The organism is Paenibacillus sp. PastM-3 (genome assembly GCF_029893965.1).
In the GTDB taxonomy this organism is placed as follows: domain Bacteria; phylum Bacillota; class Bacilli; order Paenibacillales; family Paenibacillaceae; genus Paenibacillus_AQ.
Map to the genome: position 1 here is coordinate 67675 of NZ_JARXXP010000015.1, position 22748 is coordinate 90422.

Here is a 22748-nt window from a genome sequence, read left to right on the forward strand (position 1 = left end):
CAAAGGGGACTGTCCTCATGGCTTCAAAGCAACCATCGAAACTAAGCGGATTCGTATACAGCAATACCGGATGGAAGTATAGCGCGGCGACGCGCTATGCTCTTTTCCTGTTCCTTGGGCTGGTGTTCTACTTCAGCCTCTCGTCGGACCTGCTGCCAAAACGCTATGATATTAAAGTGAATACGACCAGCGCCAAGGAGATCACGGCCCCGAAGCAGATTCTTGATAACAAGGCAAAGCTGAAAGCCCAGGAAGCTGCGGCGGAGGCTGTACAGAACAAGTATGCAATCATCCCGATCAGAGCGGATAGTCTAGTTACTTTGCTGCTGGACCGGATCGACAGCCTGAATCAGGATGATCTGATCTCGCAAAGCGACAAAATCGGCATTTACAAGGACGTTATTCCGCAGCGGGCCAATGATTTTGTACAGAGCTTTATTAATTCCAGCCGCAGCGCCGGTACATATTCGGACACGCTCCTGGAGGAGATTCAATCCGGCATAGCTGAACAGGCGTATACCATTCCTGAAGAGACTTATATCAAAATTCCGCGGCTGACCACCCAGGATATTATCGAGATGAAGCAGGTTGCCCGGGAAATTGTTATCAAGCTGATGAATGATCAGATTGTCGATGCCCAGACCGCCCGTGCGAAGGTGGCGGAGCAGGTCAGCGTCAGCTCGCTCAGCCAGCGGACAGCCCGTGAGGTGACTCAGGAGCTGGTCCGGCTGGTCATTATGCCTAATAAATTTTTTGATGAGGAAGCTACCAAGGAAGCGAAGGTTGAAGCCCGCGAGAATACGCCAGATGTGTTCATTGAGCAGGGGGATGTGCTCGTAGCCAAAGGAGATATCATCACACCCGAGCTTTACGCACTTCTGGATGAAAATGGGCTGCTCAGCAATGAGGTCAACTACTGGCCGCAATTCGGCCTGCTGCTGCTGGCGGTTATGCTCTCGGCGGGGATGATGGTGTTTATCCGCTATTCCGGCGGCACAGGCTCAGGGTTCAAGTACAATAACTCCCAGCTTCTGATGCTGATGCTCGTCTTTGTCATTACAATTATAACCATGAAGCTCGCTGCTTTCCTGCAGACCGATGTCCGCTACTATGTCGGCTTCCTGGCTCCTGTTGCGATCGGGGCGATGCTGATTGCCATGCTGCTTGATATGACTCTGGCGTATTTCTGCTCTATCCTGTTCAGCGTGCTTGCCAGCATTATTCTGAATGTGCAGCAGAACACGGTATTTGATTTTACCTTCGGCTTCTTTGCGCTGGTGGTATCGTATGTAGCGATTTTTGCCACCCACCGCGCCGGCCAGCGTTCCACGCTTCTCAAGGGCGGGATCATGGTCTCCTTATTCGGTACAGTGACCGTCTTTATGCTGAAGCTGCTTGGAGGCGGAGTCTGGAATGATACACAGACCTTATATTCGGTCGGGTTTGCTTTTGCCGGCGGTCTGCTGACAGCGGTGCTTGTCATCGGGCTGATGCCGTTCTTCGAAGCTACCTTCGGTATCCTGTCGGCGCTGAAGCTGGTTGAGCTGTCCAACCCGAATCATCCGCTGCTGCGCAAGCTGCTTACGGAAACGCCGGGAACCTATCATCATAGCGTAATGGTCGGCAACCTGTCGGAGGCGGCGGCGGAGGCGATTGGTGCGGACGGGCTGCTATGCCGGGTAGGCTCCTACTATCACGACATCGGCAAGACAAAGCGGCCATTTTATTTCATTGAGAATCAGAACAATATGGAGAATCCGCATGATTCGATTGAGCCGGCGCTCAGCAAGTCCATCATTGTAGCGCATGCCCGCGACGGGGTGGAGATGCAGAAAGAGTACAAGCTGCCCAAGCCGATCCGCGACATTGCCGAGCAGCATCACGGCACGACTTTCCTGCATTATTTTTATCATAAGGCGCTGAAGATAGCGGAGGAAAAGGGTGTTACGCCTGATTTCACAGAAGAGGATTTCCGTTATCCGGGGCCCAAAGCGCAGTCCAAGGAAGCGGCCGTGGTCGGGATCGCCGACAGTGTGGAAGCAGCGGTCCGCTCACTCCGCAAGCCAACCGTTGTACAGGTAGAGACGATGATTGAAAAAATTATTAAGAGCAGGCTGGATGACCACCAGTTTGATGAATGTGACCTGACGATCAAGGAGCTGGACATCATTGCCCGGACGCTCAAAGAGACGGTCATGGGGATTTTTCACTCGCGGATCGAATATCCTGAAGAAGTGAAGAAACCGAAGAAAGAGGAAGGAGCGGCTACAACATGAGTCTAGCCATCAATTGGAATAACGAGCAGGAAGAATACGAAATTACAGACGCGCTGATCACGCTCCTGGACAGCATTCTGCAAAAAGCGGGTGCCGCTGAAGGGATTGACAAGGGTGAAGTAGACCTTACTTTTGTTGATAATGACCGCATTCACGAGCTGAACCTCGAATACAGGGGCATTGACCGTCCGACGGATGTTCTGTCCTTTGCCATGAATGAGGCCGGGGAAGATGAGCCGGAGATTATATATGCTTTCGACGATGAAGAAGAATTCGCGGAGGTTCCGAACTCGTTTGGGGATATCATTATCTCTGTAACACGGGCACAGGAGCAGGCTGAAGAATACGGCCATTCCCTGGAACGGGAGCTGGGCTTCCTGTTCGTTCACGGCTTCCTGCATCTGCTGGGCTACGATCATCAGGATGCTGAGTCAGAGGCCGAGATGATGTCCAAACAGGAGCAAGTGCTGGCCCAGGTTGGGCTGACCCGCTAATGGTCAAGAATACGGCGGTGGGCCACAAAAAATTCTGGCATTCGTTCCGGTTTGCTGCGCAGGGCATTGTCTCTGCTTTCAAATCCGAGCTGAATATGAAGGTGCACAGCATGCTTGCTGTGGTGGTGCTTGCCGCCGCCGCCTTTTTCAGGCTGCCGCCTTTAAGCTGGATGCTGCTGCTGCTGGCAATAACGCTTGTATTGAGTACAGAACTGCTGAACACAGCAATTGAAGCGACGATTGATCTGGTGTCGCCGGATATTCATCCCCTGGCCAAGACTGCCAAAGATACCGCCGCAGGAGCTGTGCTGCTTACGGCGGTTTTTGCCGTTATTGTGGGAATCTATGTTTTTTATCATCCGGTGATGGACTGGATTGCCGGGTTTATGTCATAATCAGTTTACCAATTCAGCTGAATGAAGGCGGACCGGCATTTGTGCCCTCCGCCATCTTGTATTAAGCGGATATGTTAGCATTCATTACAGGATTGCCGGATTTTAATGGTGTGTAAACTGGCAATTATGGTTGGTCACGAATGGAGTGAATGCTGTGCAGCAAGCTTGCTGAAGTGAAAGATGTAGAAACTGCTGAACACAGTCAATGATTACGCAGCGAGTCTTGCACGTGCTCAACTCATGGAGTACATGCGGAACGCTTGCGAAGTGAGTTTGCCGAAGTAAAGCCATGAAGAAGATGCTAAACAAACTAAGTGAATGCTTACGAAGATAGTTTTGTACGAAGTCACTCAGGTAGCATATGCTGACAAAACTTTTAGGAGGGCCACTATGGAATCTGCTCTACTTATTCAGGAAGCGATTAAGGCCAGAGCCAATGCATATATACCGTATTCCCGTTTCGGCGTCGGTGCTGCACTGCTGGATCAGGAGGGCAATGTCCATCACGGCTGCAATATCGAAAATGCTGCTTACGGCCCGACGAACTGCGGTGAACGTACCGCCTTGTTCCGCGCTATTGCCGACGGGCATAAACCGGGAACCTTCAAGGCGATTGCCGTTGTTGCTGACACAGACGGGCCTGTATCTCCTTGCGGCGTCTGCCGGCAGGTAATGGTCGAGCTGTGCGGACCTGATATGAAGGTGATTCTCGGCAACCTGAAGGGTGATATCGCAGAGACGACTGTACGTGATCTGCTGCCCGGCGCGTTTACGACGGCGGATCTGGAGCAGGGGCAGGCGCCGGAGTAGACGGTCTGCTTACGAGCAGCTGTTGATGCGCTGGGTCATTGATTTTGGGTTGAGGGCGTTCTATTGTATTATGTGCAATAGAACGAGCTGATTTTTCACTGAAGTGGAAATCTATTGTATTTTATACAGCAGATTGTGGCGAATTGCTTGATTTTTGCCTGTTGTGAGCAGATCTATTGCACAAAATACAACAGATCTTAAAATTGGTTTGTTATTTGTGGATTCTGTTGTATAAAATACAACAGAATGTTAATTTAGCCCTCACAATATTCCAGAAGAGCTAACAGGTGGCTGTAGCGAGAAATGGTTTGAGTAGTATACCGTTTGTTAACCGCCCCTGCGCGCTCCCTGTGCTGAAATCTGCACATACGCCATCTCGAGCGTCGCCGTCCAGCACATTCCTGCAGGAACGAAAGCGCTCATAGCAGCAAAGTTTGCTCCCTGCGCCGAGTGCCGCTCACACGCCTAAACGCCCAAACTCCAGATTTCGAGAGCGTCAGCCCCCTTTGGAGGTCGTGAGTTGAGGTGGAAGGATTAAGAATTATTAGTTAACACACATTTCGAGCGCCGCCTTACAGCGTGTTCCCGCAGGGAACGAAAGCGCTCCTGGCACCAGTGTCTGCTCTAAGTGCTAACAGTCACTCGTAAGCGACTCCGAGCGCCGCCGTTCAGCGTGTTCCCGCAGGGAACGAAAGCGCTCAATGCACATATGTCAGCTCAAGCGCCGATAGCCACTCACCCGCCCATTTCCGGGTGTCCAGAGGGCCGGGGCCCTTGGGGTCCCCCTTGGCTAAGGGGGATTTAGGGGGATCGAAAAAGCTTTTGACTAAAGCCTTTGACCTAAAGCCTTTGACCTAAAGCCTTTGACCTAAAGCCTTTGACCTAAAGTCTTTGCCTAAAGTTTTTGATTAAGATTTTATCTCAAATAGCTTTAAAATAAAAACACATTTTAAATTAATTTTTCACCACCGAAGGGAAGATCATATGAAATTCAAATCAGGGTTTGTCGCCATTATCGGCAGACCGAATGTAGGCAAATCGACGCTTATGAACCAGGTGATCGGCCAGAAAATCGCCATCATGTCGGACAAGCCGCAGACGACACGCAACAAAATCCACGGGGTGTACACGGCGAACAACTCGCAGATCGTGTTCCTGGACACGCCGGGTATCCATAAAAGACAGTCCAAGCTGGGCGATTACATGAACATGACAGCGCTAAGCACACTGCATGAGGTGGAAGCGGTGTTGTTCCTGGTCGATGCTTCGGAAGGAATGGGCGGAGGCGACCGTTTCATCGCGGAGCAGCTGAAAGAGGTCAAGACACCGGTAATTCTGGTAATGAACAAGATTGACAAAATCGAGCCGGAAGCGCTGCTTCCGCTGATTACGGAATACAACAAGCTGCACACGTTTGCCGAGATTGTTCCGATTTCCGCCAAGCTGGGAAGCAACGTCAATACGCTGCTGGAGCAGATTTCCAAATACTTGCCGGAAGGGCCGCAGTATTATCCGGAGGACCAGGTTACGGACCATCCGGAGCAATTCGTCTGTGCTGAACTGATCCGTGAGAAAATTCTGCACATGACCCGCGAAGAAGTGCCGCATTCTATTGCGGTAGGTATTGAGGATATGCGTGTTGAGCCGAACGGCATCGTGCATATCAGTGCGGTTATTTTTGTTGAGCGCGATTCCCAGAAGGGGATTATTATCGGCAAGCAGGGGGCGATGCTGAAGGAAGTCGGCAGACGGGCCCGCACCGATATCCAGAACCTGCTGGGATCGAAGATTTTCCTGGAGCTATGGGTAAAAGTGAAAAAAGACTGGCGCAACCAGGACCGCGTTCTGCGCGATCTGGGCTTCCACAAGGACGTTTAAAGCTTGGCTCCGCTGCTTTCTGGCAGGAATTGCAAGGATAAACCTCCGCTCAGCGCACATCCTATTTCTGAAGAGACATCGTGTTTCCGAAGAAAGGATGAATACGAATGCGAGACTTTTCGTGGAAGTATTTTGCAATGACTGGAGATGTCGATGCATATCTGCTGTACAGGCAAGCCGGAGATCCGCTGGAATCAGGCGGACCGCTGTCTGCGGAGAAAGAACAGGTACTTGATGAAGAAGCTGAGTAAAGACTGGTTGCTTGCCGGATGGTTGGGGGAAGAGGCATGCTACACAGGGTGGAAGGGATCGTCATCCGCAGTATGGATTACGGCGAAGGGAACGCCATCATTACGATTTGCACCGAGAACGCCGGTAAAGTAGGTGTTCTCGTCCGCGGCGCGAAAAAGGTCAAGAGCCGTCATGCTGCGCTGATCCAGCTGTTTACAACCGGGGAATTTGTATTTTTCCGCAACAACGGGGGACTGGGAACACTGAATGCGGGTGAGATCATACAGTCCCGCCACGCGTTACGGACAGACTTGATTAAAGCGGCGTATGCTTCATATGCCTGCGAGCTGCTTGACCGTGTATTGCATGATGAGGAGACCGGCAGCTTCTGGTTCCGCCAGCTGTCGGCATGTCTCAGTGCACTGGAGGAAGACAAGGAACCCGGCATCATTATTAATGTATTTGAGATGAAAATACTGCAGGCTGCAGGGTACGGGCCGGAGCTGGACCAGTGTATTGCCTGCGGACTGGAGAAGCCCGCTGAAGAGCTGCGGATCAGCCCGCGGCTCGGCGGTGTGTTATGCCGCAGCTGCAGGCATAACGATCCTCCGGCGATGGAGATCTCTCCGCGTGCCCTGAAGCTCCTGCGGCTGTTTGCTGCCCTGGATCTGACTCGCCTTGGCAATGTCGATGTGAAGGAAGCGACCCGCAGCGAGCTGAAGATTGTTATGCGAGCCTTCATGGACGCCCAGCTCGGGCTGAAGCTGAAGTCACAGGGCTTCCTCGACCAGCTGGATAAATACAATATTTGACGAATCCCAAAATTTCCGTTACTATGGGAACAGTTTCTTTTTAATTTTACAGCCGTGTATTACTCTGAAGTCTCAGAGACGTGCAGTGATCGGGAAAGTAATGGACAAGATGCCGCTTAAGCGAGCCGGGGAGAGTGGAAGCCCGGCAGCGCATAGTTCATGAACAGGGCACCCGGGAGTACGGAAACGGCAGAATGAAAAGTGGATTTCGTCAATTCGTGTTGCAGCGGTGCGGATAGCAGCAGCCGGCAATGCAAGGCGTAATCAAGTAGGGTGGAACCGCGGGAGTATAAGTCAAGCTCTCGTCCCTATGTCTGGATATCAGGCATGGGGGCGGGAGTTTTTTTGCATGCAGGCGCTTGTAACGGCTGCAGCATAGAAGAACGCCGCCTCCATCGCGGCACAGTAAGATGCTTCACGGCAGCGATGCCAATACACTTGTAAAGCGAAGGAGTCGGTAGTATGAACTTTCAGCAGATGATTTTGACGCTGCAGCAGTTCTGGGCAGAACAGAACTGTATTCTCGTCAACCCGTACGATACGGAAAAAGGGGCGGGAACGATGAACCCGATGACGTTTTTGCGTTCACTGGGACCCGAGCCGTGGAAAGTAGCTTATGTGGAGCCTTCCCGCCGCCCGTCAGACGGCCGTTACGGCGAGAACCCGAACCGTCTGTACCAGCATCACCAGTTCCAGGTTATCATCAAGCCTTCACCGGACAACATCCAGGAGCTGTACCTGGACAGTCTGAAGGCGCTGGGCGTAGATCCGCTTTTGCATGACATCCGCTTTGTAGAAGATAACTGGGAGAATCCGTCGCTGGGCTGCGCGGGCCTTGGCTGGGAAGTATGGCTGGACGGAATGGAAATCACGCAGTTTACTTACTTCCAGCAAGTCGGCGGAATCGAGACCAGTCCGGTAGCGGTAGAAATTACCTACGGTATGGAGCGTCTGGCTTCCTACATTCAGGAAAAGGAAAATGTGTTCGATCTGGAGTGGGTGGACGGCGTGACTTACGGTGACGTTTTCCATCAGCCTGAGGTTGAGCATTCCACGTATACCTTTGAAGTGTCTGATGTACAGATGCTGTTCACCCTGTTTAACACCTACGAACAGGAAGCACGCAGAGCGATGGAGAACCATCTGGTATTCCCGGCTTACGATTATGTGCTGAAATGCTCGCATACCTTCAACCTTTTGGATGCGCGCGGAGCGATCAGTGTGACCGAACGGACCGGCTTTATTACAAGAGTGCGTAATCTGGCCCGTACCGTGGCTGCGACCTATATGGAGGAACGCGAGAAGCTGGGCTTCCCGCTGCTGAAGAAAGAAGGTGCTGAGCATGTCTAAAGATATTTTGTTCGAGATCGGACTTGAGGAAATTCCGGCCCGCTTTATCCGGGCGGCGATGGAGCAGCTTCAGGACAGAACAGCCAAGTGGCTGGAAGCTTCACGTATTGAGCACAGTGGAGTAACGGCTTATGCTACACCGCGCAGACTGGCAGTACTGGTAAAAGAAGCTGCAGAGAAGCAGTCTGATGTCAGTGAAGAGGTAAAGGGCCCTTCCCGCAAAATCGCTCTTGATGCTAACGGTGACTGGAGCAAGGCGGCGCTCGGTTTTGCCCGCAGCCAGGGTGTAGATCCTGAGCAGTTCACATTCAAGGAGCTGGCAGGCGTTGAATACATCTATGTGACCAAAAACAGCGACGGCGTTGAGACCGCCTCCCTGCTTGCTGAGGGACTTACCGGAATCGTGAATGCGATGACGTTCCCAAAAAATATGCGCTGGGGCGCCTATGATTTCAAATTTGTCCGCCCAATCCGCTGGCTGGTGGCTTTGTTCGGCAAGGAGATTGTGAATCTGGAAATCACCGGTGTCAAAGCAGGCAATGTAAGCCGCGGCCACCGTTTTCTGGGTACGGATGCTGTTATTGCCCAGCCTTCTGATTATGTTGAAGCACTGCGCGGGCAGCATGTGCTGGTGGATGTGAAGGAACGCGAGGCCCTGATTCTGGAGCAGATCAACAAGCTGGCTGCAGATAAAGAATGGACGATCGCGATCAAGGAAGATTTGCTGGAAGAGGTCCTGTTCCTGGTGGAGACACCGACAGTGCTGTTCGGTACCTTTGATCCTTCCTTCCTGGATATTCCGCAGGATGTGCTGATCACTTCGATGCGTGAGCATCAGCGTTACTTCCCTGTTCTGGACAGCGCAGGCAAGCTGCTGCCGTTCTTCGTAACCGTGCGTAACGGTAATGCAGAATCGCTTGATGTGATTGCCAAAGGGAACGAGAAGGTCCTTCGCGCCCGCCTGTCGGATGCCAAGTTCTTTTACGAAGAAGACCAGAAGCTGCAGATCAGCGATGCCTTGGCCAAGCTGGAAACCATTGTTTATCAGGTGGAGCTGGGCAGCGTAGGCGATAAAGTGCGCAGAATCCGGGCCATTGCCGATTCTCTGGCCGTCAAGCTTGGATTGTCTGCAACCGCAGCTGCCGAAGTCAGCCGTACTGCCGATATCTGCAAATTCGATCTGGTGACCCAGATGGTCGGTGAGTTTCCTGAGCTGCAAGGCACAATGGGTGAGGATTACGCCCGCAAAGCCGGAGAAGCCGAGAATGTGGCAAAAGGGATCTTTGAGCATTATCAGCCCCGTTTTGCCGGAGATAGCGTGCCTTCAACCGAAGCGGGTCTGGTTGTCAGCCTTGCCGATAAAATCGACACGATTGTCGGAAGCTTTTCCATCGGGATCATCCCGACCGGTTCTCAGGATCCTTACGCGCTGCGCCGTCAGGCGGCAGGTATTGTGCAGATGCTCCTGGAGCATAAGCTGTCTATCACCTTGCAGGAAATTTTCACTGTAGCCGTGGAAGTTCATGAAAATTTGCGGACAGAGAAACATTTTGCCCCTGAGCTGCGTAATAACCTGTACGAGTTCTTCGGCCTGCGTGTAAAACGCCTGCTGGCTGACGACAATATCCGTTATGATGTGGTCGAAGCAGTAACTGCTGCAGGCTTTGATGATATCGTTGATGTAGTCGGCAGAAGCCGGGCGCTTACCGAAGCTGTAAGTACTCAGGATGATTTTAAAGTTACCGTAGATTCCTTGACCCGTGTCAGCAATCTGGCTGCCAAAGCCGCAGAGGATACTGTTATCGAGCCTTCCCTGCTGAAGGAAGAAGCCGAAATCAAGCTGTATGAGACATGGCAGAGTATTCATGCGCCATATCAGGAAGCAATTGCTGCCCGCAATGCTGCTGAAGCGCTGCGCATTCTGTCCGGCTTGAAGGATGCCGTTACCGGTTTCTTCGATTCCGTAATGGTCATGGCCGAGGACGAGCAGATCCGCACGAACCGTCTTGCGCTTTTGGCGGGTGTGGATGCAGACTCCAGAGTCTTTGCCGATTTTGGCAAGCTGGTGTGGTAATCGCCCTGCTGAATACGGGAGCTGCCTTGGCGCAAGTAGAGCTTTGTTATAGGAAGCAGTCACCTTTTTTTGGGCAACAGCTCTAAAAAAATTGTGATTTTGTGTGAACTATGGTATAGATCGATGCTTTGGGGTATAAATATACGGAACGGTGCCAATGCGTAAGTTGACATCCGTTCCGTATTTATGCTTTATCGAAAGAAGGATTTCGGTTTGCGTAAAGCGTATATATATTACACAGGAATCTGGTGATGGCGATGGAAAAGCCCCGCGGAAGGAAGATTGTTGTCGACGGGGATGCTTGTCCGGTTAAAAAGGAGATTACGGCCTGCGCGCGTTCCTTTGGAATTCCTGTGCTGATGGTTTCTTCTTACGACCATGTGCTTCAGGCGGATGAAGGGGTTACGGTGGTTCAGGTTGACCGCGGAGCAGACAGTGCCGATCTTTACATCGCCAATCATATTGCTGCCGGGGATATCGTCGTTACCCAGGACTACGGCCTGGCTGCGCTGGCGCTTGGCAAACGCTGCAGAGTGCTGTCGAACCGCGGGCAGGAGTATGAGGATTCCAAGATGGATTTTATGCTGGAAGGCAGGCATGCCAGAGCTGTGGAACGCCGGCGCGGGCACTATTCCAAAGGGCCTAAGGCGATCACGGCCGAAGAAAAAAATCTTTTTCAACATAAACTGACAAAACTTTTAACACTTTTGCAGGAGAATGTGCAGCAATAGCGAATTATATTTATTTGTTAAGAGATGAAGGTGGCTAAAAGTGGCAAGCGGACACGGTAATATTCCGGAAGAAGTTATCGAGAGCGTGCTGGCGCGGCATGATATTGTCGAAACTGTCGGCAAGGTTGTCCATCTGACCAAGCAGGGGAAATATTTATGGGGCCTCTGCCCGTTCCACTCGGAGAAATCCCCTTCCTTCACAGTAACCCCCGACCGGGGAGTATTTCATTGCTTTGGCTGCGGTATGGGCGGTAATGCCATCAAATTCAGGATGGAAATCGAAGGACTATCCTTCCCCGAAGCAGTCAGAATAATGGCTGAAGAAAGTGATATCGCAATTCCCGAGGGCAAGGGCGGACCGTTATCTCCCCCTGATCCTGAGCGGGACCGGCTGCTTTCAGCCTATGAATTGTCGGCGAAGTTTTATCATTTTCTGCTGAAGAACACGGAATACGGCACAGCCGCGATGAACTATTTAAGATCCCGGAACTTCAGCGACAAAATGATTGACCAGTTCCAGATCGGTTTTGCCCCGGACCGCTGGGATACACTGCTGCAATTTCTGGAGAAGCGCGGGTTTGATCTTGCCGAAATGGAAAAAGGCGGGCTGCTGTCTGCCAGAGGTGAAGGGAAGGGCTATATTGACCGTTTCCGCGGGCGCATCATCTTTCCGATAGCGAACCGGACGGGCAAGGTGGTTGCTTTTGCCGGAAGAATCCTCGGAGACGGACAGCCGAAATACCTGAATTCTGCGGAGAGCAGAATATTTAACAAAAGCCGGATTCTGTACAATCTGCACCAGTCTAAAGCATCTATCCGCAAAATGCGGCAAATTGTCCTGTTTGAAGGATACGGCGATGTCATTTCGGCCTGGGAAGCAGGGGTGCATAACGGTGTTGCCACTATGGGCACGTCGCTGACGGAAAGCCATGTGGCATTAATGAAAAGTCTGGCGGATGAGATTGTTCTCTCCTATGACGGTGACAAGGCAGGACAAGCTGCAGCGCTGAAAGCAATCCCGATGCTGGAGGAAAGCGGGCTGCGGGTTAAAGTGGCCGTACTGCCGGGCGGAATGGACCCTGATGAATTTATCTCCCGTCACGGCGCGGAGAGCTTCATGGAGCGGATCATCGACTCCGCGGTCTCAGCCATAAAATTTAAGCTTATATATCTGAAAAAAAACCATATACTCCTAGAGGAAGACGGCAAAATTGCCTATGTCAAGGAGGCGCTGCAGATTATCGCCACCCTGCATTCCTCGACCGAGCGGGAAGTATATTTGCGGGAAATATCCTCCGAACTGGAGCTGTCGTATGACAGCCTGAAGCAGGACTGTAATTTACTCCGGGCGTCTATGCAAAAAAACATGCCCGAAGGGGATAATAACGACAAAAGGTGGAATAATGGTAGGCATAAAAAAGGGCAGGTGCAGGCACCCACTTTACTGCCAGCTTATCATGCTGCGGAACGGAGACTGCTGTCTCTAATGATTCAGGACCCGGAAGCAGCCGCTTATGTGGGCGAACGCCTCGGAGAAGAGTTCAACATCGATGATCATGCGGCAATTGCTGCTTATCTATATGCCTATTACGCGCAAGGCAAGCCACCCGGCATCAGCCGGTTTCTATCATCGCTTCAGGATGACCGTCTGGAGAAAACCGCTACGGCGATATCCATGATGGACACCCCTCCGGACTGGAACACGCAGGTTCTGGATGACTGCATCCGTGAAGTGAGGAAATACCCTATACAGCGCAAGATGGAGCAGAAGCGTGAAGAGATGATTCAAGCGGAGAAATCCGGCGACTTTTTGCGTGCGGCACAAATAGCAAGTGAGATTATAACCCTAGAGAGACAATGAGTAACTGACAGGATGTACCTAGGGAGGAGGGAGTCGAATTATGGCGAACGATCAGCATACTGAACTGGAAGCAGAATTTACTCTGGATCAGGTTAAGGACCAGCTTATTGAACAAGGTAAAAAAAGATCATCACTGAACTACAAAGATATTATGGAGAAACTGTCGCCGTTTGATCAGGACCCCGAGCAGATGGAGGAGTTCTACGAGCAGCTCAGCGATCACGGGATTGAAGTGGTGAATGATAACGAGGATGAAGGCTCTCCGCTCCGGCAAGGGGATGACAGTGAGGGCAACGACAATGATGACTTCAGCTTTGACGATGATTTGTCGCTTCCGCCGGGAATCAAGATCAATGACCCTGTCCGGATGTATCTGAAGGAAATCGGCCGCGTGCCCCTGCTGTCGGCTGATGATGAAGTCGAGCTGGCTATGCGGATCAAGAATGGTGACGAAGAAGCCAAACGCCGCCTGGCTGAAGCCAACCTGCGTCTCGTTGTAAGTATCGCCAAACGTTATGTCGGACGCGGCATGCTGTTCCTGGATCTGATTCAGGAGGGTAACATGGGTCTGATCAAAGCGGTCGAAAAGTTCGACCATAACAAAGGCTTCAAATTCAGTACCTATGCCACTTGGTGGATCAGACAGGCGATTACCCGGGCGATTGCCGACCAGGCTCGTACCATCCGTATTCCGGTGCATATGGTGGAAACGATCAACAAGCTGATCCGTGTATCCCGCCAGCTGCTGCAGGAACTGGGACGCGAGCCGTCGCCGGAGGAAATTGCCGCTGAGATGGAGCTGACTGTCGAGAAGGTCAGAGAAATCATGAAGATTGCCCAGGAGCCGGTATCGCTGGAAACGCCTATCGGGGAAGAGGATGACTCGCATCTGGGCGATTTCATCGAGGATCAGGAGGCTCTGGCCCCTGCGGATGCAGCTGCATATGAGCTGCTGAAGGAACAGCTGGAGGATGTACTGGACACGCTCACTGAGCGTGAAGAGAACGTACTCAGACTCCGTTTCGGTCTGGATGACGGACGGACAAGAACACTTGAGGAAGTAGGCAAGGTATTCGGCGTAACCCGTGAGCGGATTCGTCAGATTGAAGCCAAGGCGCTGCGTAAGCTGCGTCATCCGAGCCGCAGCAAACGGCTTAAGGATTTCCTCGAATAGCTGTACTATACCCGGACCTTCTGCTGCACGGCGGCAGGGGGTCCTTTGCGCTTAAAAAGAGCCTAAGCCCCATGGGGAAATGAGGGATCAGACGTTGAATCTGGAAAAACGTGAGACCATTATCAAAGAGATTCAATACTGGAGAAGAAGCAAGCTGCTGCCGGAGCAATACTGTGATTTCTTGACAAACCTTTATAATGATGAAGACAAAATCAAAGACAGTAATCCGGTGTCCTTGCAAAATCTGCAGCAGGGAAGCATCAAAATTTGGTTGTTTGGTTTTGGAATAATTTCCTTGATTTTCATGATTAGTCTTTATTTTAGCGTTTTTTCCTGGCCTTTGCAACTTGCAACGGCACTCTGTGTACTGGTCGTCTGTTACGGTTATTCAGCTATTTACCGGGACCGGAACCAGACGATCAGTCTTCTGCTGGCCGGGGTCGGCAGCGTGCTGACAATGGGTTTTGGCCTGTGGATGATTGCGCTGCATGGTCTTGATCCTGATTTCTGGCAGCCTGTGCTGATTGCCGGCTGCGGGCTGCTCTGGAGTGTGCTCGGATTCACTCTTCGAATCGGGCTGCTCCACTACTGCGGGATTGCTTTTTGGGCACTGCTCTATGCCGGATTCTCCGGCCAGATGCGTCCGGAAGCATCCATGCTGGAGCTGGAGCTGCTCTGGCTCCCGCTCTGTGTGCTTATGGTGTGGTTAAGCTGGCTGCTCTATCACAAGGTCAGCGGCGTGTCAGGGGTCTATCTGGGAGTCGGGGTTTCACTGTGGTTAATGCCGGAGGTCGATGCGCTGTGGCTTAGACAGGGCTTTCCGGATTGGGTTTCGCTGTTACTGATTGTGAAGATAGCGGCGGGGCTGGCTCTGCTGTTTATTTTCCGAAAAAAATGGATAACGTGGGTGGCATCATGAACAAAGTAAAATTATCAGACCGGCTGCAGCTTCTGCTGGAACAGGTGCCGGAGGGAAGCAGACTTGCCGATATCGGCTCTGATCATGCACTGCTTCCGGTAGCTGCTGTCGAGAGCGGCAAAGCTGTCTCTGCAATTGCTGGTGAAGTAAATCCCGGTCCGTATGATGCGGCGCGCAAAGGCGTTGCAGAAGCCGGATTAGGCGCAAAAATAGCCGTCCGCCGAGGTGACGGCCTGGAAGTGCTGGAACCCGGTGAAGCGGACTGTATTACAATCGCCGGCATGGGCGGATCGCTGATCGCCGCTATTCTTGAACGCGGCCGGGTGCTCGGTAAGCTGGAGGGTGTTAAGACCCTGGCGCTGCAGCCGAACGTAGGTGAGGATATTCTGCGCCGCTGGTTGCTGAATAACGGCTGGGTAGTCACCACCGAGCATATTCTCGAAGAAGACGGCAAAACGTATGAAGTGCTTACTGCGCTGCCTGAAGGACAGGCTTTCGGGCTGACGAATGAGCAGCTTTATCTTGAGCGGGTGCTGCCGGGCGGTGTCGTTCTGAGTACTGAGCTGCTGGTGCAGATGGGGCCTTGGCTGCTGGAGAGGCCGAATGCGGTGTTCTTTGCCAAATGGCAGGGGGAGATCGCCAAGCTGGAAGGGATACTGTCTTCACTGTCCCGTTCTGAGCTGGAATCGGCAGAAGAGAAGCGGACTGCTATCCGGACGCAGATCAAGAAAATTTCGGAGGTGCTGGAATGTTTGCCAAAGGACAGACTGTAATCAGCTACATGGAGCAGCTTGCCCCGAAGCATCTGGCCGAGGAATGGGACAATGTGGGCCTGCAGCTTGGCAGCCTGCAGAAGGAAATTACCGGTGTGCTGGTTGCGCTTGATGTGAACGATGAGATTGTGGACGAAGCGATTGCCAAGGGCTGCAACCTGATCATTGCGCATCATGCGATTATTTTCCGGCCGATTAAAGGCATTCAGACCGATACTCCCATGGGCAAGCTCTATGAGAAGCTGATCAAGAACGATATTGCCGTCTATATCAGCCATACCAATCTTGATGTGGCTGAAGGCGGAATGAATGACTGGATGGCTGAAGCGCTGGGTATTGAAAATGGTGCACCGATCAAAGACATTCACACGGATCAGCTGTCCAAGCTGGTAGTGTTTGTGCCTAAAGATCACCATCAGAAGGTACTGGATGCGATCCTGAACGCAGGTGCCGGCTGGATCGGCAATTACAGTCACTGCAGCTTCAACATTGAGGGCTACGGCACGTTCGTGCCGCGTGAGGGCTCGGATCCGTTCATTGGAGAAGCCGGGAAAATGGAACGGGCCGAAGAAATCCGCATCGAAACGATTGTGCCTTTGTCTGTGCGGAATAAGGTAGTCCAGGCGATGCTAAAGGCACATCCCTATGAAGAGGTTGCTTACGACCTCTACTCCATGGATCTCAAAGGCCGCAGCTTCGGTTTGGGCCGGGTAGGCAAGCTTAAGGAGCCGGTGACACTCGGCGAATTCATTGAAACGGTCAAAAAGGGACTGGACGTGGAGCATGTCCGGGTCGTCGGCGACTTGAACCGCAAAATCCGTAAAGCGGCGGTAATGGGCGGCTCCGGGGCCAAGTATTATAACAGCGCTATTTTTAAAGGGGCTGATGTGCTGGTGACTGGGGATATTGACTACCATACTGCGCAGGATGCTGCTCTGGCCGGTATTACGCTGATCGACCCGGGCCATAATGCCGAGAAGATTATGAAGGTCAAGGTAGCAGAGTGGATGAGCGGCAAGCTGACCGAGCATAAATACGATACGGCGGTCTATGCTTCGGAAATCGGGACTGAGCCATTCAGATTCATCTAGAATCCCTTTATTTGCACTTGTGCAGGCTGATGCAAGTCTGTATAATATACAATGTTGTTCGGGAAGTTTGACAGACAATCGCCGGCGGCTTAGCCGCGGGAGGAAAGTCCGGGCTCCACAAGGCAGGGTGCTGGATAACGTCCAGTCGGCGCGAGCCGAAGGATAGTGCCACAGAAATGGACCGCCGATGGCCGCTTTCGGGCGGCACAGGCAAGGATGGAACCGAGGTGTAAGAGACCCCGAGGAACGCTGGTGACTTCGTTCCTGGTAAACCCCATCTGGAGCAAGACCTAATGAGACACAGCACTTCCTTTACCGGAAGGGCAGCCTTCGCCTGAGGCGTGTCTAGGTTGGTCGCTGGAGCCGTGCAGTAATGTACGGCCTAGATAGATGATTGTCGCTTATGGTGGGAGGGTAGTTCCCGTATGAACCACGACGAGCACAGAACCCGGCTTACGGCAAACTTTCCTAACTGACAACCAGTTGTAACGGATACAGCTCGATTACGAAGCTTATATACGGCAAGATAGCGGCCCTCCTTTGGAGGGCCGCTTTTTTAGTATTCCGGGGGGGAGGACAAGCGTATGGGCATAGTGTGGGTAAGAGTGTGTAATTGAAATTAACTTCTCTTGAGTAAATTAGGCGAAGTGGAATGGACTGATGGAATAAACAGAATGGGTAATAGGCGGAAAGAGAAATAGAGGGAATGAATGTAACGAGGGGATCGCGGTAATTGCGGCAAGTTGCGGGGGCTGGCACTCAGGTGAGTGGGCAAAAGTGCCCTTGAATTGGCCCTGCGCGGCCAAATGGCCATTTGGCCTGCCAAGCGCTTCATTCCGGCTTGAGCAGCCCCATATGAGTGCCGCAGGGACTTGCTTACCTCCGGTCAGCCTTGCGTACACGGAAGCAGCGCCTCCCTGCCTGCTATACGAGCGTGTCGACTACCCCGGCCAACGTCTGCCCGTAGTTCTCCAGCGCCGCTTCCAAACGCCGCACAGCGACCGGCAGCAGCTCAGGCGGCGTGTGGGTAAAGTTCAGGCGCATGGCATTTTTTAGCGGCTTGGCTGCATAGAACACCTCGCCCGGAACGAAGGCAACGCCCTGCTCTACCGCAAAAGGCAGCAGCTTGGCCGTATCTATACCAGCAGGCAACTCCAGCCACAGGAACATTCCGCCGCGCGGCTCACGGAAGCTGGCGCCCTGCCAGCGTTCTCCGCTGAGCTCCCCGGCCAGCAGCTTCATCCGGGAATGATATTCCCGCGAGATGAGCCGGATATGGGCATCGATGTCAAAGTGCTGAAGCAATTCATGAAGCGCCCGCTGGTCGATGGCGCTGGAATGAAGATCAGCGGCCTGCTTGGCCTTGGCGATGTTCTTGATCAGCTCGGGGGGACCGATAATCCAGCCGGTACGCAGGGCAGGTGCCACGATTTTGGAAAAGGTTCCGGTATACACCACACACGGTTCTTCGCCGGAGCTTCTGTCGATGGCTGCCATAGAAGGAGCATAGGCGCCGGGGGCATCATCAAATGTGATCTCGCCGTAAGGATTATCCTCCAGGATCAGCACATTGTACCGGCGGCATAATTCAACGGTCCGCTCACGGCGTTCCTTGCTCCAGCTTCCGCCGGAAGGATTGTTGAAGGTGGGGACGGTATAGAGCACCTTGGGACGGTGCAGTTTGAGCTGCTCCTCCAGATGCTCCGGCAGCATGCCGAATTCATCGCTATCCACAGTGATGATATCTGCCCGGTAAGAGTTCAGTACCTGCAGGGCAGCAAGATAAGTCGGCGCTTCAACCAGCACCTTATCTCCCGGATCGAGCAGTACCTTGCAGAACAGATCGATTGCCTGCTGCGAGCCTGTGGTGAGCAGCATATCACCGGCCTGAACCGGAATACCCTGGCGTGTAAGTCTTGCGGCTACCGCCTCGCGCAGTGGAGTATAGCCCTCGGTAAGCCCGTACTGCAGCGCTGAGGCGCTGCCGGAAAGTGAACGGTTATAAGCATCCCGCACTGCTTCCAGCGGAAACAGCTCTTCTCCGGGCAGCCCGCCGGCCAGCGAGATAATGTCCTTGCCCTGTGTAACCTTGAGAATATCGCGAACGGCTGATGAACCGAGATGGTTCGTCATTTCAGCATATTGTATCTTCATAAAAAATCTCCCCGCAGTTGAATTTTGTTGTATCATAACGGCAGAGCGGTATAACAGTAAAGCGGTGAATATAACAGTTGGGAGGAAGGTCGGATGCACATTGATTTAAACCGCGGGAGCAGCAAGTCTCTGCCGCAGCAGATCAGCGATACGCTGGCCCAGCGTATCACCTCCGGACTGCTGCAGCCGGGGATACGTCTTCCTTCAGTACGCGGTCTGGCCTCCTCGCTGAAGGTCAGCCAGGTCACGGTAAGCAAAGCCTACGAGGAGCTGGAAAGTCATGGCCATATCATCTGCAGCCAGGGAAAAGGCTGCTTCGTCGCCCGGAGGCCGCTCACCCCGTTAGAGGCGGGAAGCGGCTGGCAGGACGGGTATGACGATTTTTTGCCGCGGGCCCAGCTGTGGCGCAATTTTAATTATTCTGCCGTACAATATCCCTTTCATCTTGCAGCGATTCACAGCGAGCTTTTGCCGCTGCAATTTATCGGGGCTACGATGTCGTCGCTGGTAACCGGCCAGCCCGAGCTGATGGCTTCCTACGGAAATTTTCAGGGTGATGCCGAGCTGCGTGAAGTCATGTGCAAGCATCTGAACAGCCGCGGAGTAGAGGTGCAGTCCTCCGATGTGATGATTACGAGCGGTTCCCAGCAGGGGATTGATCTTGTTGCCCGCACCTTTGTCGGTCCCGGAGATACCGTATATCTGGAGGCACCCAGCTATACCGGGGCCATTGATGTATTTGCGGGACGCGGAGCGGAGATGATCTTTGTCCCGATGGACAATGAGGGAATGAGGATCGATGTGCTTACCAGACTCTGCGACAAGCGTCCCCCAAAGCTCATCTATACCAACCCTACCTTCCAGAATCCGAGCGGTGTAACGATGAGCATGACAAGAAGACAGCGGCTGCTGGAACTGGCCAGAAGCTACCGCTGCCTGATTGTCGAGGATGATCCGTTCAGCGATCTCTATTTTCATAAGCCGCCCCCGCCGCCGATCAAATCAATGGATGAGGAAGGCCATGTGGTCTATATGAAAAGCTTCAGCAAAGTTATCGCACCGGGCTGCCGGATCGCCTGCGTAGTCGCCGGAGGCAATATCCTGTCCAGACTGATCGCTGCCAAGTCGGCGAGCGATCTCGGCAGTCCGCTGCTGAACCAGCGGGCGGTCCTGCCGTTTATCACCCGCAGGTATGATGCTTACACGAAGCAGCTGCGCACGGCACTGCGTGGGCGTATGGAGGCAGCGGTGAAGCTGCTGAAACGATATGCCCCTCCGGGAGTCACCTGGACTGTGCCGGAAGGCGGGCTGAACCTGTGGCTGCAGCTGCCGGATGCACAAGGAATAGGGAAGCTGCATGAACGGGCAGAACAGGAGGGAATTTCTTTTCTTCCTGGCGATGTCTGCTACTCCGGCGAGGTTCCTTCCCGGCATATCCGCCTCTGCTATTCACAGATGAAGGCAGCGGACATGGAAGAGGGGCTCAGACTGTTCCTGCAGCTGCTGACAGATCATCTGGATACAGACCGCCTGACATAAGCCGCGTACACCAGCAAGCCTGGGCTGCAATGCTATTCCATTGTCAATGGACAGCATCCGAATGTTCGCGCATACTCTTCAGCTGCTGCCCTACATGCTGCGGAAACAGCTGCAGCGGCACTTCACTGCCCCCTGCGGCCCGCAGGGTCTTGTAGATATCAACCTGGCCCCAGCCGTAATACTTGTCATGACCGGCCTCGCCCAGATCAACGGCATTTGCGGTCATCAGCTCCATAACCTCCTTGTTGGTCAAGGCGGGATTGAGCGAACGGATGAGCCCGGCAAGCGCAGCTACATGCGGACTGGCCATGGACGTACCCGAGAGGGCGGCATACTGGTTATCCGGATAAGTGCTGGCTATGCTCTCGCCCGGAGCGGCGACATCAATATAATCCCCGTAATTGGAAAAAGAAGCTCTTTCCCCGGCAGAGTTGGTTGCGGCTACAGCCAGCACTTCTTCATAAGCCGCGGGATAGCCGGGCCGCTCCGTGTTGTCATTGCCTGATGCAGAGACGATGACGACATCCCGGTCATAAGCATATTTAATCGCATCATGCAAAAACTGCGAATCAGCATAGTTGCCAAGGCTGAGGTTAATGACCTTTGCCCCGTTATCGGCAGCCCAGATGATGCCTTCGGCAACGGAATAGGTGGTACCCGCACCGGAGTTGTCGAGCGCTTTTACCGGAAGGATTTTGTTGTACCAGCTGATGCCGGCCACACCTTCCTCGTTGTTGGTTATAGCCCCGATAATCCCGGCCACATGCGTTCCATGCCCTACATCATCATCCGGTGCAGACCCGCTGGTAATGGCGTTGTATCCGGCCAGCAGCTGGCCCTGCAGATCAGGATGGGCGGCTTGAACTCCCGTGTCCACAACAGCGACGATCACTTCATTGCTGCCCTTGGATAGATTCCAGCCCTGCTCCGTTTCAATAGCGGGAAGGTTCCACTGGTAGGTGGAGAACAGCAGATCATTCGGTGTAACGGCGCCTGTGCCTGTATTTTCGTAAGAGGTATCATTGGTTAAATACATATAGTGGGGCTCTGTATATTCGGGACTCCATTTGTTCGCAAAGTATGTTTTGAGCTGGGAGTAGTTCATTTTGTCCGAGCGGAAAATATAAGCATATCCCAGTTTGCGCGGCTGCTTGCAGCGGATATCAGCAGTTATCGTCTGAAGCTGGCCGGGGGTAGGGTGGCCGTTTTTGAAGCGGACGACAATTTCATTTTCGTAAAAATGGCTGGCATTCTCGTTGTCATGGCCTGTTTTGACCGTGATATCCTTGAGGGTATCGGCATGGACCGATTCTACCCGGTATTTGCCTTCCTTAGGATAAGGGATCAGACGCAGGTTCTTGAGCTGGTGATCGGCAACACGATCCAGAATGTTCTGGCTGATTAAGGCGATTACACCGATACGGCCTTCCTCGTCACGCTGGGCCATAAAATAATATGTTTTGCCTCCGATAATAAAGGAAGGTGATTCATACGACTGGTGGCCTTTGATCGCTGATTTTGCCATATTGAGGTAGTTCAGCAGCTGTTTATTTTCCTGTTCGGTTCCTTCCGGCAGCGAAGATTTGAAGGTGCTTGTCTTGTGATTCTTGTAGTCAATCCACATCAGCATGGTGATATGCCTGTGTCCCCGCTGCAGGCGCTTGGCATATGCTGATATATCCCGCGGGGCAGCACCATGCGTTTCGGCGAGCATTGTACGCAGGTGTCTGCCGACATCGGTCCGGTTCAGGCGGTCGGTAGCGCTGACATCCTGCACAAGAGAGGTTTTTTTCATTGTTTTCTCCTGCGGGGGACCCGGAACAGCGGGAAGGGCAGCCTGCTTCAGCTTTGTTTCCTCAGTGGGTCGAAGCAGAAAAGCAAGCAGGATCACGGTGAATGCAGCGGTCATCAGGCCGGCGACAGTTAGATTTTTTCGGGACATATTCTCCGCTCCTTCTAGGTATCGTATAGCTGTAGGTTTAGAAGAGAACGCCGCTTTTATGCATCGCAGAAAAGGGTACCGTGTCCCCTGTTTTTGTGATAATATCAAAATGATTAAACAGCCAGTCCAGCTTCTTGATATTGCAACAAAATCATCCGCTAAGGAGCGGTCCGGTCCCCCCTGAGGTGCATCGATGAAGATTTTGTTATAATATCAAAATGATTAAACAGCCAGTCCAGCTTCT

The 22748-nt window shown here is 52.7% G+C and carries 18 protein-coding genes and 1 other RNA gene; 17 read left to right on the top strand and 2 right to left on the bottom strand.

What is annotated here, in order from left to right; all coding sequences use genetic code 11:
* The first annotated feature begins 17 nt into the window (after positions 1–17).
* The 16 genes from M2108_RS19900 (at position 18) to rnpB (ending at position 17340) form a co-directional block, all read left to right on the top strand.
* Positions 18–2276, top strand: coding sequence for an HD family phosphohydrolase (locus M2108_RS19900; protein ID WP_277471146.1), 2259 nt, complete (start codon positions 18–20; stop codon positions 2274–2276).
* On the top strand, positions 2273–2770 hold the full coding sequence (ybeY, locus tag M2108_RS19905) for an rRNA maturation RNase YbeY (RefSeq protein ID WP_277471145.1): 498 nt from the start codon (positions 2273–2275) through the stop codon (positions 2768–2770). The genes M2108_RS19900 and ybeY overlap by 4 nt, the downstream gene beginning before the upstream one ends.
* Positions 2770–3165, top strand: a complete 396-nt coding sequence (locus tag M2108_RS19910; RefSeq protein ID WP_277471144.1) for a diacylglycerol kinase family protein — start codon at positions 2770–2772, stop codon at positions 3163–3165. Before ybeY ends, M2108_RS19910 begins: the two co-directional genes overlap by 1 nt.
* A gap of 318 nt (positions 3166–3483) precedes the next feature.
* On the top strand, positions 3484–3975 hold the full coding sequence (locus M2108_RS19915) for a cytidine deaminase (RefSeq protein ID WP_277471143.1): 492 nt from the start codon (positions 3484–3486) through the stop codon (positions 3973–3975).
* 984 nt (positions 3976–4959) lie between these two features.
* A complete protein-coding gene (gene era, locus M2108_RS19920; protein WP_277471142.1) occupies positions 4960–5853 on the top strand; it encodes a GTPase Era in 894 nt (297 codons plus the stop codon).
* A 107-nt stretch (positions 5854–5960) separates the two neighbouring features.
* A complete protein-coding gene (locus M2108_RS19925) occupies positions 5961–6104 on the top strand; it encodes a YqzL family protein (RefSeq protein ID WP_277471141.1) in 144 nt (47 codons plus the stop codon).
* A gap of 36 nt (positions 6105–6140) precedes the next feature.
* Complete coding sequence (gene recO, locus M2108_RS19930; RefSeq protein WP_277471140.1) at positions 6141–6896, top strand: DNA repair protein RecO; 756 nt, start codon at positions 6141–6143, stop codon at positions 6894–6896.
* Positions 6897–7358: 462 nt separating this feature from the next.
* Positions 7359–8246 (top strand): glycine--tRNA ligase subunit alpha, encoded by an 888-nt coding sequence (gene glyQ / locus M2108_RS19935; RefSeq protein ID WP_039876047.1) that lies wholly within the window; start codon positions 7359–7361, stop codon positions 8244–8246.
* Positions 8239–10320 carry a glycine--tRNA ligase subunit beta gene (gene glyS / locus M2108_RS19940; protein WP_277471139.1) on the top strand — a complete coding sequence of 694 codons (2082 nt, stop codon included), beginning with the start codon at positions 8239–8241 and terminating at the stop codon, positions 10318–10320. The genes glyQ and glyS overlap by 8 nt, the downstream gene beginning before the upstream one ends.
* Positions 10321–10571: 251 nt before the next feature.
* Positions 10572–11051: a YaiI/YqxD family protein gene (locus M2108_RS19945; protein ID WP_277506309.1), complete on the top strand. Its 480-nt coding sequence runs from the start codon at positions 10572–10574 to the stop codon at positions 11049–11051.
* Positions 11052–11091: 40 nt separating this feature from the next.
* On the top strand, positions 11092–12912 hold the full coding sequence (gene dnaG / locus M2108_RS19950) for a DNA primase (RefSeq protein ID WP_277471137.1): 1821 nt from the start codon (positions 11092–11094) through the stop codon (positions 12910–12912).
* A gap of 40 nt (positions 12913–12952) precedes the next feature.
* Positions 12953–14086, top strand: a complete 1134-nt coding sequence (rpoD, locus tag M2108_RS19955; RefSeq protein WP_277471136.1) for an RNA polymerase sigma factor RpoD — start codon at positions 12953–12955, stop codon at positions 14084–14086.
* A gap of 94 nt (positions 14087–14180) precedes the next feature.
* Entirely contained in the window at positions 14181–15005 is an 825-nt protein-coding gene (locus tag M2108_RS19960; RefSeq protein WP_277471135.1) for a hypothetical protein, read from the top strand.
* Positions 15002–15778 carry a tRNA (adenine(22)-N(1))-methyltransferase gene (locus tag M2108_RS19965; protein WP_277471134.1) on the top strand — a complete coding sequence of 259 codons (777 nt, stop codon included), beginning with the start codon at positions 15002–15004 and terminating at the stop codon, positions 15776–15778. The genes M2108_RS19960 and M2108_RS19965 overlap by 4 nt, the downstream gene beginning before the upstream one ends.
* Positions 15754–16869 carry a Nif3-like dinuclear metal center hexameric protein gene (locus tag M2108_RS19970; RefSeq protein ID WP_277471133.1) on the top strand — a complete coding sequence of 372 codons (1116 nt, stop codon included), beginning with the start codon at positions 15754–15756 and terminating at the stop codon, positions 16867–16869. Before M2108_RS19965 ends, M2108_RS19970 begins: the two co-directional genes overlap by 25 nt.
* 62 nt (positions 16870–16931) lie before the next feature.
* Positions 16932–17340, top strand: an RNA gene (rnpB, locus tag M2108_RS19975) — RNase P RNA component class A.
* 453 nt (positions 17341–17793) lie between these two features.
* Here rnpB and M2108_RS19980 read toward each other — a convergent pair.
* Positions 17794–19023: an aminotransferase-like domain-containing protein gene (locus M2108_RS19980; RefSeq protein WP_277471132.1), complete on the bottom strand. Its 1230-nt coding sequence runs from the start codon at positions 19021–19023 to the stop codon at positions 17794–17796.
* Between the two features lie 93 nt (positions 19024–19116).
* On the opposite strand from M2108_RS19980, the gene pdxR reads away from it, so the two are divergent.
* The gene (gene pdxR / locus M2108_RS19985; protein ID WP_277471131.1) at positions 19117–20562 is read left to right on the top strand and encodes a MocR-like pyridoxine biosynthesis transcription factor PdxR; all 1446 of its coding nucleotides are present in this window, start codon (positions 19117–19119) and stop codon (positions 20560–20562) included.
* A gap of 43 nt (positions 20563–20605) precedes the next feature.
* Here the strand turns inward: pdxR and M2108_RS19990 are convergent, their stop codons facing one another.
* Complete coding sequence (locus M2108_RS19990) at positions 20606–22504, bottom strand: S8 family peptidase (protein ID WP_277471130.1); 1899 nt, start codon at positions 22502–22504, stop codon at positions 20606–20608.
* Positions 22505–22748 lie beyond the last annotated feature (244 nt).

Excerpts from the sequence above, each read along its gene's own strand:
- M2108_RS19900 (WP_277471146.1), top strand. The coding sequence starts at position 18 with ATGGCTTCAAAGCAACCATCGAAACTAAGCGGATTCGTATACAGCAAT.
- ybeY (WP_277471145.1), top strand. The coding sequence starts at position 2,273 with ATGAGTCTAGCCATCAATTGGAATAACGAGCAGGAAGAATACGAAATT.
- M2108_RS19910 (WP_277471144.1), top strand. The coding sequence starts at position 2,770 with ATGGTCAAGAATACGGCGGTGGGCCACAAAAAATTCTGGCATTCGTTC.
- M2108_RS19915 (WP_277471143.1), top strand. The coding sequence starts at position 3,484 with ATGCTTACGAAGATAGTTTTGTACGAAGTCACTCAGGTAGCATATGCT.
- era (WP_277471142.1), top strand. The coding sequence starts at position 4,960 with ATGAAATTCAAATCAGGGTTTGTCGCCATTATCGGCAGACCGAATGTA.
- M2108_RS19925 (WP_277471141.1), top strand. The coding sequence starts at position 5,961 with ATGCGAGACTTTTCGTGGAAGTATTTTGCAATGACTGGAGATGTCGAT.
- recO (WP_277471140.1), top strand. The coding sequence starts at position 6,141 with ATGCTACACAGGGTGGAAGGGATCGTCATCCGCAGTATGGATTACGGC.
- glyQ (WP_039876047.1), top strand. The coding sequence starts at position 7,359 with ATGAACTTTCAGCAGATGATTTTGACGCTGCAGCAGTTCTGGGCAGAA.
- glyS (WP_277471139.1), top strand. The coding sequence starts at position 8,239 with ATGTCTAAAGATATTTTGTTCGAGATCGGACTTGAGGAAATTCCGGCC.
- M2108_RS19945 (WP_277506309.1), top strand. The coding sequence starts at position 10,572 with ATGGCGATGGAAAAGCCCCGCGGAAGGAAGATTGTTGTCGACGGGGAT.
- rpoD (WP_277471136.1), top strand. The coding sequence starts at position 12,953 with ATGGCGAACGATCAGCATACTGAACTGGAAGCAGAATTTACTCTGGAT.
- M2108_RS19965 (WP_277471134.1), top strand. The coding sequence starts at position 15,002 with ATGAACAAAGTAAAATTATCAGACCGGCTGCAGCTTCTGCTGGAACAG.
- M2108_RS19970 (WP_277471133.1), top strand. The coding sequence starts at position 15,754 with ATGTTTGCCAAAGGACAGACTGTAATCAGCTACATGGAGCAGCTTGCC.
- M2108_RS19980 (WP_277471132.1), bottom strand. The coding sequence starts at position 19,023 with ATGAAGATACAATATGCTGAAATGACGAACCATCTCGGTTCATCAGCC.
- pdxR (WP_277471131.1), top strand. The coding sequence starts at position 19,117 with ATGCACATTGATTTAAACCGCGGGAGCAGCAAGTCTCTGCCGCAGCAG.
- M2108_RS19990 (WP_277471130.1), bottom strand. The coding sequence starts at position 22,504 with ATGTCCCGAAAAAATCTAACTGTCGCCGGCCTGATGACCGCTGCATTC.